Source organism: Sphingopyxis sp. JAI128, assembly GCF_014207235.1.
In the GTDB taxonomy this organism is placed as follows: domain Bacteria; phylum Pseudomonadota; class Alphaproteobacteria; order Sphingomonadales; family Sphingomonadaceae; genus Sphingopyxis.
Map to the genome: position 1 here is coordinate 464,070 of NZ_JACHDA010000003.1, position 16,371 is coordinate 480,440.

The 16,371-nt window shown below is 66.0% G+C and carries 13 protein-coding genes; all 13 read left to right on the top strand.

Going from position 1 to position 16,371, the window contains the following annotated elements:
- Positions 1-23 precede the first annotated feature (23 nt).
- The 13 genes from HDC35_RS09625 to HDC35_RS09685 all read left to right on the top strand — a co-directional run bounded on the left by HDC35_RS09625 (position 24) and on the right by HDC35_RS09685 (position 16,344).
- Entirely contained in the window at positions 24-719 is a 696-nt protein-coding gene (locus tag HDC35_RS09625) for a DUF4129 domain-containing protein (protein ID WP_184646075.1), read from the top strand.
- Positions 716-1,951 carry a DUF4350 domain-containing protein gene (locus HDC35_RS09630; protein ID WP_184646077.1) on the top strand — a complete coding sequence of 412 codons (1,236 nt, stop codon included), beginning with the start codon at positions 716-718 and terminating at the stop codon, positions 1,949-1,951. Before HDC35_RS09625 ends, HDC35_RS09630 begins: the two co-directional genes overlap by 4 nt.
- On the top strand, positions 1,941-2,903 hold the full coding sequence (locus HDC35_RS09635; protein WP_184646079.1) for a MoxR family ATPase: 963 nt from the start codon (positions 1,941-1,943) through the stop codon (positions 2,901-2,903). The genes HDC35_RS09630 and HDC35_RS09635 overlap by 11 nt, the downstream gene beginning before the upstream one ends.
- Positions 2,900-4,216 (top strand): DUF58 domain-containing protein, encoded by a 1,317-nt coding sequence (locus tag HDC35_RS09640; RefSeq protein ID WP_184646081.1) that lies wholly within the window; start codon positions 2,900-2,902, stop codon positions 4,214-4,216. The genes HDC35_RS09635 and HDC35_RS09640 overlap by 4 nt, the downstream gene beginning before the upstream one ends.
- Positions 4,213-5,253, top strand: a complete 1,041-nt coding sequence (locus HDC35_RS09645) for a stage II sporulation protein M (RefSeq protein ID WP_311770747.1) — start codon at positions 4,213-4,215, stop codon at positions 5,251-5,253. Before HDC35_RS09640 ends, HDC35_RS09645 begins: the two co-directional genes overlap by 4 nt.
- A complete protein-coding gene (locus HDC35_RS09650) occupies positions 5,250-6,119 on the top strand; it encodes an RDD family protein (RefSeq protein ID WP_184646083.1) in 870 nt (289 codons plus the stop codon). The genes HDC35_RS09645 and HDC35_RS09650 overlap by 4 nt, the downstream gene beginning before the upstream one ends.
- Positions 6,106-6,795: a nitroreductase gene (locus HDC35_RS09655; RefSeq protein ID WP_184646085.1), complete on the top strand. Its 690-nt coding sequence runs from the start codon at positions 6,106-6,108 to the stop codon at positions 6,793-6,795. Before HDC35_RS09650 ends, HDC35_RS09655 begins: the two co-directional genes overlap by 14 nt.
- A gap of 2 nt (positions 6,796-6,797) precedes the next feature.
- Positions 6,798-7,310, top strand: coding sequence for a hypothetical protein (locus HDC35_RS09660; protein ID WP_184646087.1), 513 nt, complete (start codon positions 6,798-6,800; stop codon positions 7,308-7,310).
- 289 nt (positions 7,311-7,599) lie between these two features.
- Positions 7,600-8,844: a multidrug effflux MFS transporter gene (locus HDC35_RS09665; RefSeq protein ID WP_184646089.1), complete on the top strand. Its 1,245-nt coding sequence runs from the start codon at positions 7,600-7,602 to the stop codon at positions 8,842-8,844.
- 225 nt (positions 8,845-9,069) lie between these two features.
- Positions 9,070-11,481: a ligase-associated DNA damage response DEXH box helicase gene (locus HDC35_RS09670; protein WP_184646092.1), complete on the top strand. Its 2,412-nt coding sequence runs from the start codon at positions 9,070-9,072 to the stop codon at positions 11,479-11,481.
- 69 nt (positions 11,482-11,550) lie between these two features.
- Positions 11,551-12,588: a retroviral-like aspartic protease family protein gene (locus tag HDC35_RS09675; protein ID WP_184646094.1), complete on the top strand. Its 1,038-nt coding sequence runs from the start codon at positions 11,551-11,553 to the stop codon at positions 12,586-12,588.
- Between the two features lie 48 nt (positions 12,589-12,636).
- Positions 12,637-13,359, top strand: coding sequence for a ligase-associated DNA damage response endonuclease PdeM (pdeM, locus tag HDC35_RS09680; RefSeq protein WP_184646096.1), 723 nt, complete (start codon positions 12,637-12,639; stop codon positions 13,357-13,359).
- Positions 13,360-13,512: 153 nt separating this feature from the next.
- On the top strand, positions 13,513-16,344 hold the full coding sequence (locus HDC35_RS09685) for a TonB-dependent receptor (RefSeq protein ID WP_184646098.1): 2,832 nt from the start codon (positions 13,513-13,515) through the stop codon (positions 16,342-16,344).
- Positions 16,345-16,371: the final 27 nt, after the last annotated feature.

Genomic DNA, 16,371 nt, shown 5'->3' on the forward strand with positions numbered 1-16,371 from the left:
CGGGGCGGGACCACAATTTCAACATGATATCCTTGTGGATCGCACAAGCCTCGACCGCGTCGGACCCGCAGAGTGCGGGATGGCTGGTCGATCCCGAACTGGTCGATCCTGCCTATAGCCAGACGATCGCGGGGGGCGAGATCCAGACCGGCTTCCCCCCGCCACCGCCGCCGCCCGACGTGCCCGAATGGCTGAAGTCGCTGACCGAGGCGATCGGCAGTTTTTTCCGGTGGAGCGCGCCGGCGGCCACGCCGCTGTTGTGGATCGCGGTGACCATGATCGCATTGCTGCTGCTTTATTTCTTCATCCCTGGCTTCGCCCGCTGGGTCGACGCCCTTCGCTTCCGTCGCAAGCCCGAAGGTGACGAGGGACCGGACGGCCTCGGGCTGGCCGAGGCGGGCGCGGCGCGCGCGCTGCTCGCCGAGGCCGACGCGCTGGCCGCCGAGGGCCGCTTTGCCGAAGCGGTCCACCTGCTGCTCTATCGCAGCGTCGAGGATATCGAGGGCCGGCGCCCGGGGCTGGTGAAGCCCGCGATGACCTCGCGCGAGCTCGCCGAAGCCCGCGACCTGCCCTCGGTTGCGCGCGACGCGTTCAGCCGTATCGCGCGCGCAGTCGAAATCAGTCTGTTCGGCGGCCGCGCGATCGACAGCGACGCTTGGAGCCGGTGCCGCGCCGCCTATGCTGAAATGACGGTGCCGCAGAATTGGACGCGGGCATGAGCGGCGCCGACACCAGCGATCACGGGTTCAACCCCCGGCTGATGGCCGGGCTGGTCGCGATCGGCGTCATCGCCTTCATTGCGCTCTGGGCGCTGATCGCGCTCGGCCCCCAGCTTTCGAGCGGCAATGACGGCGGCGGCCACGCGCTGTCGAAAGCCGCGCCGGGCTATGCCGGGATTGTCGATTTGGTCGAACGCGCCGGGGCTAGTGTCGAACTGCGGCGCAGCGAAGAGGCACCCTTCTACGACGGCGAGTGGCGCGAGCTGCTCGTCCTGACGCCGACCCATCGGACTAAACCCGACGAAATCGCCCGCATCCTCAAGGGGCGTCGCGGCGGGCCGGTGCTGATCGTCTTGCCCAAATGGCAGACGGGCAAGCATCCCGAAAAGCCCGGCTGGGCCGCGGGCGGCTTTCCATTGACCCCCTCGCCCCGCCTGCTGCCCCCGATCGCTGGAAACGTCGAACGGATCGCCAGCGAACCCCATGCGCGGGGCGCCGCCGCGACGGGGACCGTTGCCGGGCACCGCCTGTCGGTCCCGCTCCGCGGTCTTCGCTCGCAAATCCTCGTCGCCGACGATTTCGATACGCTCGTCGGCTTTCCCCACGGCGGGGCGCTGCTTGCGAAGCATCGCCGCGACAATATCTATATCCTGTCCGACCCCGACCTTTTGAACAACCTCGCCTTTGCCGATCGCGACAGCGCGCGGGCGGCCGCCATGCTGATCGACTCCGTCGCCGAGGATGCCGAAGCCGACGCGCTGGCGTTCGACCTGACGCTCAATGGTTTCGGCAGCGGGCGCTCGTTGCTGCGTTTCGCCTTCGTCCCGCCCTTCATCGGCATCACGCTCTGCTTGATCGCGGCTGGACTGCTGGCGCTGTGGCAGGCGTGGATGCGCTTTGGCCCGGCGCTCCGCCCCGGACGCGCAATCCCGGTGTCGAAGGCCGCGCTGATCGCGAACAGCGCCGATCTGATCAAGCAGGCGCGGCGCGAACTCGACGGGGCGGACGCCTTTGTGAAGAGCCAGCGCATCGCGATCGCACGCCGTCTGCACGCCCCAGCCGGGCTGGGCGATGCCGAAACTGACGCGTGGATCGACCGGCATCTGCGCAAGGACAGCGAGCTTTTTTCGAGCCTTGCGCAGCGCCTGCCGCTCGCGCGCAACACCCATGAATTTCTAGAGGGCGCACAGGCGCTGCACGACATCAGGAAGGATCTACTCCGTGACGGCTAATATCGAGGACGTGCGGGCACTCGGCGCCGCGATCGAGGGCGAAGTCGCGAAAGCCGTGTTCGGGCAGGGCCCGCTGACCCGCATGGTGACCATCGCGCTGCTCGCGGGCGGCCATGTGTTGCTCGAAGGCCCGCCGGGAACTGCAAAGACCCTGCTCGCCCAAGCCTTCGCGCGCGCGACGGGGCTCGATTTCGGGCGCATCCAGTTCACCCCCGACCTGATGCCCGGCGACATTTTGGGATCGAACCTGTTCAACTTCCAGACGTCGAGCTTCACGCTCACCAAGGGCCCGATCTTCACCGAGTTGCTGCTCGCCGACGAAATCAACCGCACCCCGCCCAAGACGCAGGCGGCGCTGCTCGAGGCGATGCAGGAACGGCGCGTGACGATCAATGGCGAACCGCACGCGATGAGCCCGCGCTTCACCGTGCTGGCGACGCAGAACCCGATCGAACAGCAAGGCGTCTATCCGCTGCCCGAGGCGCAGCTCGATCGCTTCCTGTTCAAGCTCGTCGTCGATTATCCCGACGCCGCCGAGGAACGCCGCATCGTCGCCGACCATGGGGGCCGCTTCAAAAGCCCGGCGGTCGGCGATTTCGGAGTCGCGCAGGTCGCCGATAGCCGGACGATCGAAGCCGCGATCGACAGGATCGGAACGGTCCGGCTCGCCGAGGAGATCGTCGATTATATCGTCCGCCTCGTCCGCGCGACGCGCGAGAGCGCCGACCTCGAATGCGGCGCCAGCCCCCGCGCTGCGACATTGCTCGCCCGCGCGGCCTGCGCCGCGGCGGCGCTCGACGGGCGCGACTATGTGATCCCCGACGATATCCAGCGCCTCGCCGCCGGGGTGCTGCGCCACCGCGTCATCCTGTCGGCGGCGGCCGAGATCGAGGGCCGTAATGTCGAGCAGGTCGTTGCGGCGCTGCTCGAACGCGAGGAAGTCCCGCGGTGATCTATCCGACGCGGCGGGCGATATATCTGCTGCTGCTGGGCGCCCCGATGGCGCTTGCGCTCGGGCTTGTGCGGCCCGAACTATGGCTCGTCGCGCCCGGCTGGATCGCCGTCATCATCGCGTGCCTGTTTCTCGACGCCATCGCGGGAGCGAGCCCGCGCCAGCTCAGTCTCGACGCGCGCTTTCCGCATCAGGTCGGCGTCGGCGACCGCTTCGACCTGTCGCTCGCCGCCGGCGGTGCTGCGGTTCCCCCGCGCGCCGAAATCGCGCTCGCGCTCGACGAGCGACTGGCGGAAGGCGGGCGCCTTGCCGGCGACATGCGCCGGACCGACGCCGGCGACCGGCTGCTGCGCACCATCCCCCTCGCCGCGTCGCGGCGCGGACAAGCGCGGATCGAGGCGCTGTGGGTCCGCTGGGCGGGTCCACTCGGCCTGCTTTGGAAACAGCGCAAATTTCCGATCGACGGCGCGATCGATGTCGTCCCCAGCCTGCGCGCGGTGACCGAGGAGGGCAGCCGCCTGTTCCAGCGCAACAGCTGGTTCGGGCTGCGCCAGCAGCGCCTGCGCGGCGAAGGTACCGAGTTCGAAGCGCTCGCCGAATATCAGCCAGGGATGGACCGGCGCGCGATCGACTGGAACGCGTCGGCGCGCCACGTCAAGCTGCTCGCCAAGGAATATCGCGTCGAGCGCGACAATCGCGTCGTTCTGGCGATCGACAGCGGGCGCACGATGGCCGAACCCGTCGGCGACATGCCGCGCGTCGACCGCGCGGTGTCGGCGGCACTGCTACTCGCCTATGTTGGGCTGAAGATGAACGACCGGGTCAGCCTGTTCTCCTTCGCCGCCAAGCCGCACACGCTGACCCCCGCCTATATGCACACGCAGGATTTCCCGGCGCTGCAACGCGCTGCGAGTCTGATCGACTATGCGCATGTCGAGAGCAATTTCACCCTCGCGCTCACCACGCTGAGCGCGCAGCTCAACCGCCGCTCGCTGATCATCCTGTTTACCGAATTTACCGACGCGACGAGCGCCGCCCTGATGATCCGGGCGGCCGGGCGGCTGGTCAAGAAACACCGGCTGCTGTTCGTCGTGATCCGCGACGAGGAGGTCGAGAGCGAGGAACGCCGCCGCCCCGAGACCGGCGCCGACGTCACCCGCGCGAACGTCGCGGCGGCGATGCTGCGCGATCGCCTGCTGGTGATCGCGCGGCTCCAGCGGCTGGGCGCCGACGTCATCGAGGTGCCCGCCGACGCGATGGGAGCGAGCGCGGTCGAAGCCTATCTCGGCATCAAAAGGGCAGGCAGCCTGTGACCCCTCCCGCAGCCCCCTCGCGCACGATCGAAACGCCGAGCTTTTCGACCAGCCGGTTCCGCGCCGAACGCGAAGCCGACTGGATCGCCTTCGACTGGCTGCTCGGCAAGCTCGAGAAAAAGGGCGCGAAGGCGCTGACCAGCGACGAGTTGCTGCAACTGCCCCTGCTCTATCGCGCGACATTGTCGTCGCTGTCGATCGCGCGCGCGACCAGCCTCGACAAGGCACTGCTCGATCATCTCGAGGCGCTGTCGATTCGCGGCTATTTCCTCGTCTATGGCGTGCGCGAGAGCCGCTGGAGCCGGATCCGCCGCTTCTTCCTCTATGATTGGCCCGCCGCGGTGCGATCGGTGTGGAAGGAAACGATCGTCATTGCGCTGATCATCCTGCTCGGCGCAATGACCAGCTATTCGCTCGTCGCTAACAATCCCGAGTGGTATTTCAACTTCGTCGACGAAGACATGTCGGGCGGACGCGACCCGCGCGCCACCGCAGAATTCTTGCAGTCGACAATCGGCCACGGCAAAGCTGCGGCCGACGAGAGCGAAAGCGCCCTGCACATCTTCGCGACCTATTTGTTCACGCACAACAGCCGCGTGTCGATCCTGTCCTTCGCGCTCGGCTTTGCCTTCGGCGTGCCGACGATGATGCTCGAATATTATCAGGGGATCGGCCTCGGCGCGATGGTCGCAGTTTTCTCAGCGAAGGGGCTGGGGTTCGATTTCGGCGGCTGGCTGTTCATTCACGGCACCACCGAATTATTCGCCGCTGCGCTGTCGGGTGCCGCGGGGCTCCGCATCGGCGCCGCCGTCGTCTTTCCCGGCGCGCAAGGGCGATTGCAGGCCGCGGCTGACGCGGGGCGAACCGCGGGCAAGGTGATGGTCGGGGTTATAGTGATGCTGTTCGTAGCCGGGCTGCTCGAAGGATTCGGGCGCCAGCTCATCACCGATACGATGCTGCGCTATGCCATCGGGTCGTCGATGCTGCTGTTCTGGCTCGCCTATTATTACATTCCGCGGCGCGAGGACGCGGCATGACCGTCGCCGCGACCCATGCGAAGCATCGTGACGCCGGCGCCAAAAAAGTTCGCCAGTTCATCACGCCCGAAGGCGTCGACCTCGAACTGAAGATCGCGAGTTCGGGGCTGCGTCTTGGCGCGCTGATGACCGACGTCATGTTCATCCTTGTGACGCTGATCCTCTTCACCCTGCTGATGATCTGGATCGGCGTCGGGTCGCAATCCGACATGACAGTGGTCATTTGGATGCTCGGCGCCTTCGTGCTGCGGACCTTCTGGTTCATCGGTTTCGAACTCGGGTCCCGTGCGGCGACGCCGGGAAAAAGGCTGATGGGCATTCGCGTCGTCGCGCGCGACGGCGGTCGACTTACCGCCGACGCGGTGGTCGCACGCAATCTGATCCGTGAACTCGAGCTCTTCCTGCCGCTGATGATGATGGGCGTCGCGGTGGCCGAAGACATGGCATCGGCGTGGACGATCATCGCGGGCCTTGTCTGGTCGCTGACGCTCAGCTTGTTCTTGCTGTTCAATCGTGACCGGATGCGAATGGGCGACCTGATCGCCGGCACCTGGGTGGTGATGGCGCAGCGCGTCAAGCTCGACCCAGATATCGGGGTCGATGCCGCCGCCGACGCGATGCTTTTCACCGAAGCCGAACTTTCAGTTTACGGCATTTTCGAACTGCAGGAACTCGAGCGCGTGTTGCGCGGGCGCGACCCGCGCGCGATGCGCGAGGTCGCCGATGCGATCCGCGCCAAGATCGGGCGCCCCGTCGCCGAAGAGGATGACGCCTTCCTCCTTTCCTACTACCGCCAGTTGAAGGCCCGGCTCGAACGCAAACTGCTGTTCGGCAAGAGGCGAGAGGATAAATATGCCAGCGACTGATCCGCTCTCGGTTACCGAGGCTCTGCACGCGCGCCGGTCGGTGCGCGCCTTTACCGATACGCCGGTCGACCCGGCGCTGCTCAGCGACATCTTTGCCGCGGCGCAGCGCGCCCCGTCGGGCGGCAATCTCCAGCCCTGGCAGGCGACCGTGGTGACCGGCGACCGCTGGGCGGCGGTGAAGGACGCGGTCGGAGCGCGAATCGCGATGGGCCGCGACGGTTACGAACCCGAATATGACATCTACCCCAAGGGCCTGACCGAGCCCTGGGAAGCCCGCCGCTTCGGCGTCGGCGAGGCGCTGTATGGCGCGCTCGGCATTCCCCGCGACGACAAGGCCGGGCGGATCGCTCAGTTCGTGGAGAATTACCGGGGGTTCGGCGCACCAGTGATGCTTTTCCTGCATTGTTCGCGCATCATGGGTCCGCCACAATGGTCGGACATGGGCATGTGGCTGCAATCGGTGATGCTGCTGCTCGTCGAAGCCGGGCTTGCCAGCTGTCCGCAGGAATGCTGGGCTATGTACGGCAAGACGGTCCGGGCCGCGCTCGGCCTGGAGGAAGGGCAGATCTTATTCACCGGGCTCGCGATCGGCTATGCCGACAAGGATGCGGCGGTGAACCGGTGGCAGGTGCCGCGCGCCGGACTCGAAGAAGTGATCGATTGGCAGGGATTTTGAGGATGAACGTCAGACTTGGGGCTTTTCGCTACGGCGTCGTCGGCACGCTGATGCTGGCGGCGGCGGGTTGCACGGCGATTCCGCAACCAGAAGCTCCACCGCCGCCCGCCCCGCGCCCCGTCGCACCGGCACCAGCCCCCGCGCCGCTCCCGACCCCGACCGCAGGCTGGGAAGATCGCGCGGTCGACGCCGGCGCCTGGCGCTACGACGCGAACAGCCGGACCGCGGCCTTTGTCCCGACGGGCAGCGCGAGCCCGGTGCTCAGCATGATGTGCAGCGGCAGCGCTATTCGCCTGACCTCGGCGCTCGCGGGCCATGTCACCCTCCGGACGAGCGCCGGAACCGACCAGATCCGCTTCGATAGTGGCGGCGCAACCCTGCCAAGCCGGGACGCGCGGCTCGACCGCATCGCCTTCAGCCGCGGCCGCTTCGCGCTCGAGGCGCCGGGCGGCGGCGCGCTGACGCTGCCGGTCCAGTCGGAGATCGGCCGCGTGATCGAGGATTGCCGGGGATAATTCCACAGTCGGCTTTGGGGTGGTGAGCGACCGCTGGGTTTCACCAACTTTCGTCATGCTGAACTCGTTTCCGCATTCATGGCCTGACCTCGGATTTGACGCTGCGCCGAAGAAAAAGGCAGGCCATGGACCTTGAAACAAGTTCAGGGTGACGAGAATTTGAACGGCACCGCCCGGTCGTTAGCGGACAGCGTCGATCACGCGCTGCGTCGTACGCCCCTTCGATCGCATAGCTTTTCCTGTCCGAAGGGCTATCCAAAGCGAGATCATCGGCGCATAGGCTGCCGCGATGCACAAACCGGCCCAGTCCCCTCAGCGCAGCCTGCCGGGCGACCGCGAAATGGTGTTCATGATGGCGATGGTCATGGCGCTCAATGCGCTTGCCATCGACGCGATGCTGCCCGCGCTGCCCGCGATCGGCGGCGCGCTCGGCGTCGGGACCCCGAATGACCGGCAATATGTCATCTCGACCTATCTGCTCGGCACCGCGCTCGGCGCGCTTCTCTATGGCCCTTTGGCCGACCGCTTCGGGCGCAAGGGCGTGCTCGTCCCGGCGCTGATCGCCTATGTCTGTTTCGCGATCGGCTGCGGCCTCGCGACCAGCTTTTCGATGCTGCTGGCGCTGCGTTTCGGGCACGGGATGGTCAGCGCCGCGCTGGGGGTCATCGTCGTCGCCGTTATCCGCGACCTGTTCGCGGGCGATGCGATGGCGAAACGGCTGTCGCTGATCTTCCTCGTCTTCATGATCGTGCCGATCATCGCGCCGACGATCGGCGCGGGCGTCGCGGCGATTGCGGGATGGCGCTGGATCTTCCTGGTCCTCGCAGTGATGGGCGTCGTGATGCTTCTCTGGCTGCGGCGGCTGCCCGAAACGCTCGATCCTGCCGACATCCGGCCGCTCGACTGGCGGACAATGGTCGCAGGTTGGGCCACGGTAACGCGTCACCGCCGCGCGGCCGGTTATATGGTCGCGTCGGGAGTTATGCAGGGCGCGCTGTTCGGCTATCTTAACAGCAGCGAACAAATCATCGCCGAAGTGTTCGATGCGCAGACGCTCTTCCCGCTGATCTTCGCCTGCGTGGCCATCGGTATCGCGATCGCTAATTTTTCCAACTCGCGCATCGTCGAGCGGTTCGGCGCGCGGCGCGTGTCGCAGACCGCGGTCTTCGCTTTCATGGCGACATCGATCGCGCAGATCGTCGCGGCTTTGAGCGGCGCCGAAACGCTGGCGATGTTCACCGTGCTGATGATGGTCAACGTCGGCCTGATCGGTTTCATCGGCAGCAATTTCGGTTCGATCGCGATGGAGGATTTCGGCCATATGGCTGGCGTCGCCTCGTCGTACCAGAGCTTTGCCAAGACGCTTCTCGCTGCCGCAGCGGGGGCGCTGATCGGGCAGCTTTACGACGGATCGACCGTGCCGCTGGCCTATGCCTTCCTGGGCTGTGCGACCATCGGTCTGCTGCTCGTGCTGTGGGCCGAGCGCGGCAAGCTGTTCACGCGGCCCGGAACTGCGCCCAAAAGCCCTTACTGACAGTCATCGAGCCATGAATTGCGGGAAGCGGCTGCTGTGATGTTGGGAACTGCCGTCTCGTGAAGCCGGCGCAAGCAGGGACCCAGTACGGAAAATCCAAGGTTGGTGTTGGAATTCCGAGGCCCCGGCTTTCGCTTGGTTCACATCTCAATCATTGGCCTCCAGTCGAAAGCCGACGATCAGAGAAACATTGCGCGCGCGATATACTCCCCCCAAGTTGACCGCATGTCCCTCCCCGCCCCCTTTGCCGACTGGTTTGCCGCGCGCGGGTGGCGCCTCCGCCGGCACCAGAACGATATGCTGGCGGCGGGGCAGCGCGGCGAGCATGCCTTGCTTGTCGCGGCGACGGGCGCGGGCAAGACCTTGTCGGGCTTCCTGCCGAGCCTCGTCGACCTTGCCGAACATCCCTCCGACCGGCTGCACACGCTCTATGTATCGCCGCTGAAAGCGCTCGCGGCCGACGTCGAGCGCAACCTCCTCGGCCCGATCGCCGACATGATGCTGGACATCAGCGTCGAGAGCCGCAGCGGCGATACAAGTTCGGACAAGAAGGCGCGGCAGCGGAGCCGCCCCCCCAACATCCTGCTCACCACCCCCGAATCGCTGTCGCTGCTGCTGTCCTATCCCGATAGTTTCACGATGTTCGCCGATTTGAAGACCGTGGTGATCGACGAGATTCACGCCTTTGCGCCCGGCAAGCGCGGCGACCTGTTGAGTCTTGCGCTGGCGCGGCTCCAGCGAATCGCGCCGGGGCTGCGCCGCGTCGGCCTGTCGGCGACGATCGCCGATCCGGTGCAATATGCCGGCTGGCTCGCGCCCGATGCCGATGCGCGCGCGGTGACATTGGTCGAGGGCGAGGCCGGCGCCGATCCCGATATCGCGATCCTGCTGCCCGAAGGTGCGGTGCCCTGGGCGGGTCATTCGGGGCGCTATGCGGTGCATCAGGTGATGGAGGTGGTCGCGGCGAACCGCACGACGATCATCTTCTGCAACACGCGCGGGCTCGCCGAGCTGATTTTTCAGGAGCTGTGGAAGGTCAACGACCTGTCGCTACCGATCGCGATCCATCACGGCAGCCTCGACCGCGAGGCGCGGCAGCGGGCGGAAACGGCGATGGCCGAAGGGCGATTGCGCGCGCTCGTCGCGACGTCGAGCCTCGACCTCGGGCTCGACTGGGGCGACGTCGATTGCGTGATCCAGATGGGCGCGCCCAAGGGAAGCTCGCGGCTGCTGCAGCGGATCGGGCGCGCCAACCACCGGCTCGACGAGCCGAGCAGGGCGCTGATCGTGCCGGGCAACCGCTTCGAATATCTGGAAGCGCGAGCCGCGCTCGATGCGGTCGATGCCGGCGAGCGTGACGCCGACCGCTTCCGCGCCGGCGCGCTCGACGTGCTCGCGCAGCATGTGATGGCGCTCGCCTGCGCCGCGCCGTTCAGGGAAGAGACGCTGCTCGCCGAAATCCGGAGCGCCGCGCCTTATGCGTGGATCGACCCCGAAACCTTCGCGCGCCTGCTCGGCTTCGTGCGCGACGGCGGCTATGCGCTCAAAAGCTATGACCGTTTCCGCCGCCTTGCGCCCGACGGACGGGGCGGGTGGCGGATCGCGCATCCGAAGCTTGCGGCGCAGCACCGGCTGAACGCGGGGATCATCGTCGATGCGCCCACGCTCGACGTGCGGTTCAAGAACGGCCGGCGCCTCGGCGGCGTCGAGGAATATTTCGCAAGCACATTGGTTCCGGGCGATACCTTCGCCTTTGCCGGGCTCAGCCTCGAGGTCGAGTCGATCCGCGACACCGACCTTTTTGTCCGCGCGACGACGCGGCCCGCGCGCATACCCTCCTATGTCGGCGCGCGCATGGCGCTGACGACGCGGCTCGCCGACCGCGTGCGCGGCTTCCTGGCCGACTCGTCGAGCTGGACGCGCTTTCCCGAAGACGTCCGTTTCTGGCTGGAGATGCAGCAGCTGAGATCGGTGCTGCCGCGCCCCGGCGAACTTCTGGTCGAGACCTTCCCGCACGAGGGCCATCATTACCTTGTCGCCTATCCGTTCGAGGGCTGGAACGCACATCAGTCGCTCGGGATGCTGATCACCAAGCGCATGGAGCGCGCGGGGATGCAGCCTTTGGGCTTCGTCGCGTCGGACTATGCGTTGGCGATCTGGTCGCTGCGTCCCGTCGAGCATCCCGAAAATCTGTTCGATGCCGAAATTCTGTCCGATGAGTTCGTCGAATGGGTCGAAAATTCACACCTTCTGAAACGCGCCTTTCGCGAGGTTGCGGTAATCGGCGGGCTGATCGAGCGCCAGCATCCCGGCAAGCGCAAGACGGGCAAGCAGGTCACCTTTTCGACCGACCTGATCTTCGACGTACTCCGAAAATATGAACCCGACCATCTGCTGCTCGAAGCCGCTTGGGCCGACGCGCGCGAGCGGCTGACCGACGTCGCGCGGCTGGGTGACCTGCTCGACCGCGCAGCGGGGACGATGCTTCACAGAGCGCTCGACCGAATCAGCCCGCTCGCCATCCCGGTGCTCGTGCTGATCGGGCGTGAAAATGTCGCGGCGTCGGACCTCGACGACGCGCTGCTGGGCGAACTCGCCGACACGTTGGCCGAAGCCGCGATGGCTCCCGACCGCTGAGCGGCGTCCCGCTTGCTGCCAGAGCCGATGAGGCGTAGATTGCGGCAAAATATACCGAGGATGCCTGCGATGACCCAAGCCACCAAGCGGTTCGTCCCATGGGCGCTGCTGCTCGCCACCCCCGCGCTGCTCGGCGCGACGCCGGCGCCCGCCGACCGGCCCACGCCGCCGGCCGCCACACCCCCGCCGACCGGCGAAACGCTGGCCCCGCCGGTGGCGATCACCCCCATCATCCAGCCGTTCGACCTCGACGCGACGCGGCGCATGGCGGTAAAGGTCATGGTCGGCGGCGAAGGGCCCTTCTCCTTTCTCGTCGACACCGGCGCCGAACGAACCGTCATCGCGCGCGAACTGGCGGCGCGGCTCGGGCTGGCCGAGGGCGCGAAGCTTCGGCTCGCGACGATCGGCGGGTCGGCGATGGTCCCGAGTTTCCGCGTCGCGGCGCTGCAAATGTCCGACCTCCACCTCGCAGCGGTCGAAGCGCCGGCCTTTTCCGGCCGCCATATCGGCGCCGCCGGACTGATCGGCGTCGACATGCTCGAAGAGCGGCGGGTGCTGATCGATTTCCGCAAGGAAAGCATGTCGATCCTCGAAACGCGCAGGCGGGCCCGGCCCATCATCCGCGACGACGACGCGATCGTCGTCACCGCGCGCAACATGGCCGGGCGGTTGATCCTGTCGGACGCTAGGCTGGGGGGGAAGCGTGTCGATGTCATCGTCGATACCGGCGCCCAGACGAGCATCGGCAACATGGCGCTGCAGAAACTCGTCATCAGTACACGCCAGAATCGCTTGCCCTTTACACCGACCGAACTGTCGGCGGTGACCGGCGAAACGGTGGCGGCGACGCGCACCGCGATCAAACGTATCGTCCTTAACGGCATGGACGTCAACGACCTGCCGATCAGTTTCGCCGACAGCCAGGCCTTTCGCGCACTGGGCCTCGACGAACGCCCCGCGATCCTGCTCGGCATGGATACGCTGTCGCTGTTCGACCGGGTCGAGATCGACTTCCCTAACAAACGCGTCGTTTTCGACCTGCCCGATGGCGCGCATCGCCAAACCGGGCAACGCTTCGCCGCAAACATGGCCGCCGGGGGCGGATAGCCCTCCAGAGCGCTTGCGGCGCCGACGCGGCATTGCCATAGCGGGCGGATGTCCGGCGCCGTGCCCTTCGATTTCGCAGGTCAGCAATTCGCGATGCTGGCCGATCGCGCGCTGTTCTGGCCCGCACATGCCGCGCTGGTCGTGGCGGACCTGCATCTGGAAAAAGCCAGCTGGTATGCGTCGCTGGGCCAGCCGCTGCCCCCTTATGACAGCCACGACACGCTCGACCGGCTCGCCGCGCTCGTTGCCGCGACGGGGGCCCGCGCGCTGTGGTGCCTTGGCGACAGTTTCCACGACCGCCGCGCCGCCGAACGCATCGCCCCCGCGGTGGCCGACCGATTGCGCCGGCAGGCCGCGTCGGTGCAGCTGCTGTGGATCGCGGGCAATCACGACGGGCTGACCGGCGGCGCTTGGGGCGGGGAGATTGCCGACGAACTGGTGGTCGACGGCATCGTTTTCCGCCATCAGAGCGAACGTGGCGAGACGCGCCCCGAAATATCGGGCCATTTCCATCCCAAATTGCGCCTCAGCCTGCGCGGCCGCCCAGTGTCGCGTCCCTGCTTCGCCGGCGACGACCGCCGGTTGATTCTGCCGGCTTTCGGGAGCCTTGCGGGGGGGCTAGCCGCCGACGCCCCGGCGATCGCCGCGAATTTTTCCGGCGCCTATCGCGCGATGCTCGTCGCACGCGGACGCCAGCTCTGCTTTCCCTGTCCCGGCGTCGGCAGCGATGACGCTACGGCAAGCCGCATCATCGGGCTCGCCGGCGCTTAAGCGTCGCCGAACAGGCGCTTTTCCGCGTGTGACCAAAAAGCATCACCTCTTCAAAAACGACGCAAATACGGGGCTTTGTCTGGATTGAGCGCGCAATTGAGTTATGCTCTGCCGTGCAACGAAAATAATGAAATGTTGAGAGGAGTGCCCGATATGAAATCATCTTCCCTTCGTGCTGCCCATTTTCTGCGTAGCAGCGCCCTCGGCGTATCGATCGCCATGGCCGCGATCGCGGCGCCCGCCTACGCTCAGGATGCACCCGCCGACACTGCGGCCGACGACAGCGATGATACCCCGATCATCGTCACCGCGCAGGGCCGTTCGCAGCTCCTGTCCGACGTCCCAGTCGCGATTTCGGCGGTCAGCGCCGAAACCCTCCAGAACAGCGGGGCGAACGACATCCGCCAACTGAACCAGGTGGCCCCGTCGCTGCTCGTGTCGTCGACGGGTTCGGAAGCCAATGGGTCGGCGCGTATCCGCGGCATCGGCACGGTCGGCGACAACCCCGGCCTCGAAAGCTCGGTCCCCGTGTTCATCGACGGCGTCTATCGCTCGCGTTCAGGCATCGGCCTCAACGAACTCGGTGAAATCGACCGCATCGAAGTGCAGCGCGGCCCGCAGGGCACGCTCGGCGGCCGCAACTCGTCCGCTGGCCTCATCAGCATTTATTCGAAAAAGCCCGATTTCCAGTTCGGCGCCACGGGTGAGGTCACCTATGGCAATTATGACTATTGGCGACTGGGCGGCAGCGTCACCGGGCCGATCGGGGACACGCTCGCTGCGCGCCTCGACGGTGTGTGGGTCAAGCGCGACGGCTTCTACAACGACGTTAACAACGACCGCGACGTCAACAATCGCGACCGCTATTTCCTGCGCGGGCAATTGCTGTTCGAACCGACCGATGCGCTGTCAGTCCGACTGATCGCCGATTATACCTATCGTGACGAGGAATGCTGCGCGGCAACCTATGTCGGCCCGACGGTCAATCCCTATATCGGCAATCTCAACACCCCGAGCCCGACCGGCACGCCGACGCCGACCACGAACAATATCATCCGCGTGCTCACCGATCTTGGCCAGCCGCTGTCGGCATTCAACCAGGGCTATAGCCGCGACATTTCGGTCACTCCGGGGCGCAGCTTTGCCGGCAAGACCAAGGATTACGGATTCTCGGGCCAGATCGATTATGATTTCGGCGGCGCGACGCTGACCTCAATCACGGCGTACCGCGAATATCGGTCGAGCCAGGCGGGCGACGTCGATTATGGCGCCGTCGACATCCTCTATCGCGCACCCGATGCCGACGCCTATCGCCAGTTCCACACCTTTACCCAGGAACTGCGCCTGCAAGGCGAAGCCTTCGACGGCAAGCTCGACTGGCTCGTTGGCGGTTTCTATGCCGACGAAAAGCTGCGCGTGCGCGACAATCTGCGTTTCGGTGAAGATTATGGCCGCTTCGCCGCCTGCCGCCTCATTTCGGGCACACCTCTGTCGGGCCTCTATTCGCCGACGAGCCCCGCCTGCGTGGCGCCGTTCGCGGCGCCCGGCGTGCCCGGCCTAGCCGCGATTGCGGCCGCGAACGGCGCATCGGGGCCGGATATCGTCGCCGCGCTGACCGCGCTCGACGGGCTTAGCGACCTTGGCAGCATCAACGACGTCTATCGCCAGAACGGCAAGAATTGGGCTCTGTTCACGCACAATATCTTCCACATCACCGACAAGCTCGATTTCACCTTCGGCGTCCGCTACACAAACGACAAGAAGAAGTTCTCGGCGACCTTCACCAACGACAATACTGTCTGCACCACGGTCCAGGGCCTCGTGCTCGACGACCTGACCCAGCCCGAAATCCCTGGGACCGCTGACAATCTGGCCCGCGCCGTCGCGGGCGGGCTGATCGGCCTGGCCTGTCAGGGCAATTCGACCGCGGAGCTCAACAATGTGTCGATCCGCGACAAGCGGAGCGAGGACGAATGGACCGGCACCGCAATCCTGTCGTACAAGCCGGTCGACGACCTGATGGTCTATGCCAGCTATTCGCGCGGTTACAAGGCGGGCGGGTTCAACCTCGACCGATCGGCGCTCAAATCGCCGATCCTGCCTTTCGGCGCGGTCGGCGGAGCGCAGGCGCTGGTCGGCAATCTGCAGTTCGACCCCGAAAAGGTCGACAGCTATGAAATCGGTGCCAAATATGCGACCGGCCCGTTCAGCCTAGGCCTGACGCTGTTCCGCTCGGACTTCTCGAGCTTCCAGCTCAACACGTTCAACGGCACCGTCTTCCTTGTTCAGAACGTCAATGGCTGCGACAGCGACCTGAATGGCGGCGATCGTGACCAGAGCAAGTTCGCCGGGGCGCCGAACTATAATGCTGCAGCCGCCACTACTGGCGCCTGCCCTACCGACGACGTCAGCCATGGCGTTCGTTCGGAGGGCTTCGAGCTCGAAGCCTCGCTCGTCCCGGCGCGCAACTTCCGCATGACCGCGGGTCTGACCTATGCGAAGACCAAATATCGCGATCAGCTGGTCGGCAATAATTCGGGCGCCCCGCTCGATCAGGCGCTGCGCCTGCTGCCCGGCAACAATCTGTCGAACGCCCCTGAACTGGTCGCAACCGGCAGCGTCGCCTGGACGCCCGATATCGGGAGCAGCGGACTTTCGGGCCTCGTCTACCTCGACGGCCGCATGACCAGCGACTATAATACAGGATCGGACCTGTTCCCGCAAAAGGCGCAGGACGGTTACGCGATCTTCAACGCGCGCATCGGTATTCGCGGCCCCGACGAGAAATGGGGCATCGAATTCTGGGGGCAGAATATCTTCAACAAACAATATGCCCAGGTCGCGTTCAACTCACCCTTCCAGGAAGGCGCGACGTCATCGGGCACGGCCTTTGCCGACCCGCAATATCCGGGCGGCCGCCAGATCTTCTCGCAGTTCCTTGCCGAACCCAGAACCTATGGCGTGACGCTGCGCGGCAAGTTCTAAAAACCGCCGCATCGGCTAAATCCGGGG

Excerpts from the sequence above, each read along its gene's own strand:
- HDC35_RS09625 (WP_184646075.1), top strand. The coding sequence starts at position 24 with ATGATATCCTTGTGGATCGCACAAGCCTCGACCGCGTCGGACCCGCAG.
- HDC35_RS09630 (WP_184646077.1), top strand. The coding sequence starts at position 716 with ATGAGCGGCGCCGACACCAGCGATCACGGGTTCAACCCCCGGCTGATG.
- HDC35_RS09650 (WP_184646083.1), top strand. The coding sequence starts at position 5,250 with ATGACCGTCGCCGCGACCCATGCGAAGCATCGTGACGCCGGCGCCAAA.
- HDC35_RS09655 (WP_184646085.1), top strand. The coding sequence starts at position 6,106 with ATGCCAGCGACTGATCCGCTCTCGGTTACCGAGGCTCTGCACGCGCGC.
- HDC35_RS09660 (WP_184646087.1), top strand. The coding sequence starts at position 6,798 with ATGAACGTCAGACTTGGGGCTTTTCGCTACGGCGTCGTCGGCACGCTG.
- HDC35_RS09665 (WP_184646089.1), top strand. The coding sequence starts at position 7,600 with ATGCACAAACCGGCCCAGTCCCCTCAGCGCAGCCTGCCGGGCGACCGC.
- HDC35_RS09670 (WP_184646092.1), top strand. The coding sequence starts at position 9,070 with ATGTCCCTCCCCGCCCCCTTTGCCGACTGGTTTGCCGCGCGCGGGTGG.
- HDC35_RS09675 (WP_184646094.1), top strand. The coding sequence starts at position 11,551 with ATGACCCAAGCCACCAAGCGGTTCGTCCCATGGGCGCTGCTGCTCGCC.
- pdeM (WP_184646096.1), top strand. The coding sequence starts at position 12,637 with ATGTCCGGCGCCGTGCCCTTCGATTTCGCAGGTCAGCAATTCGCGATG.
- HDC35_RS09685 (WP_184646098.1), top strand. The coding sequence starts at position 13,513 with ATGAAATCATCTTCCCTTCGTGCTGCCCATTTTCTGCGTAGCAGCGCC.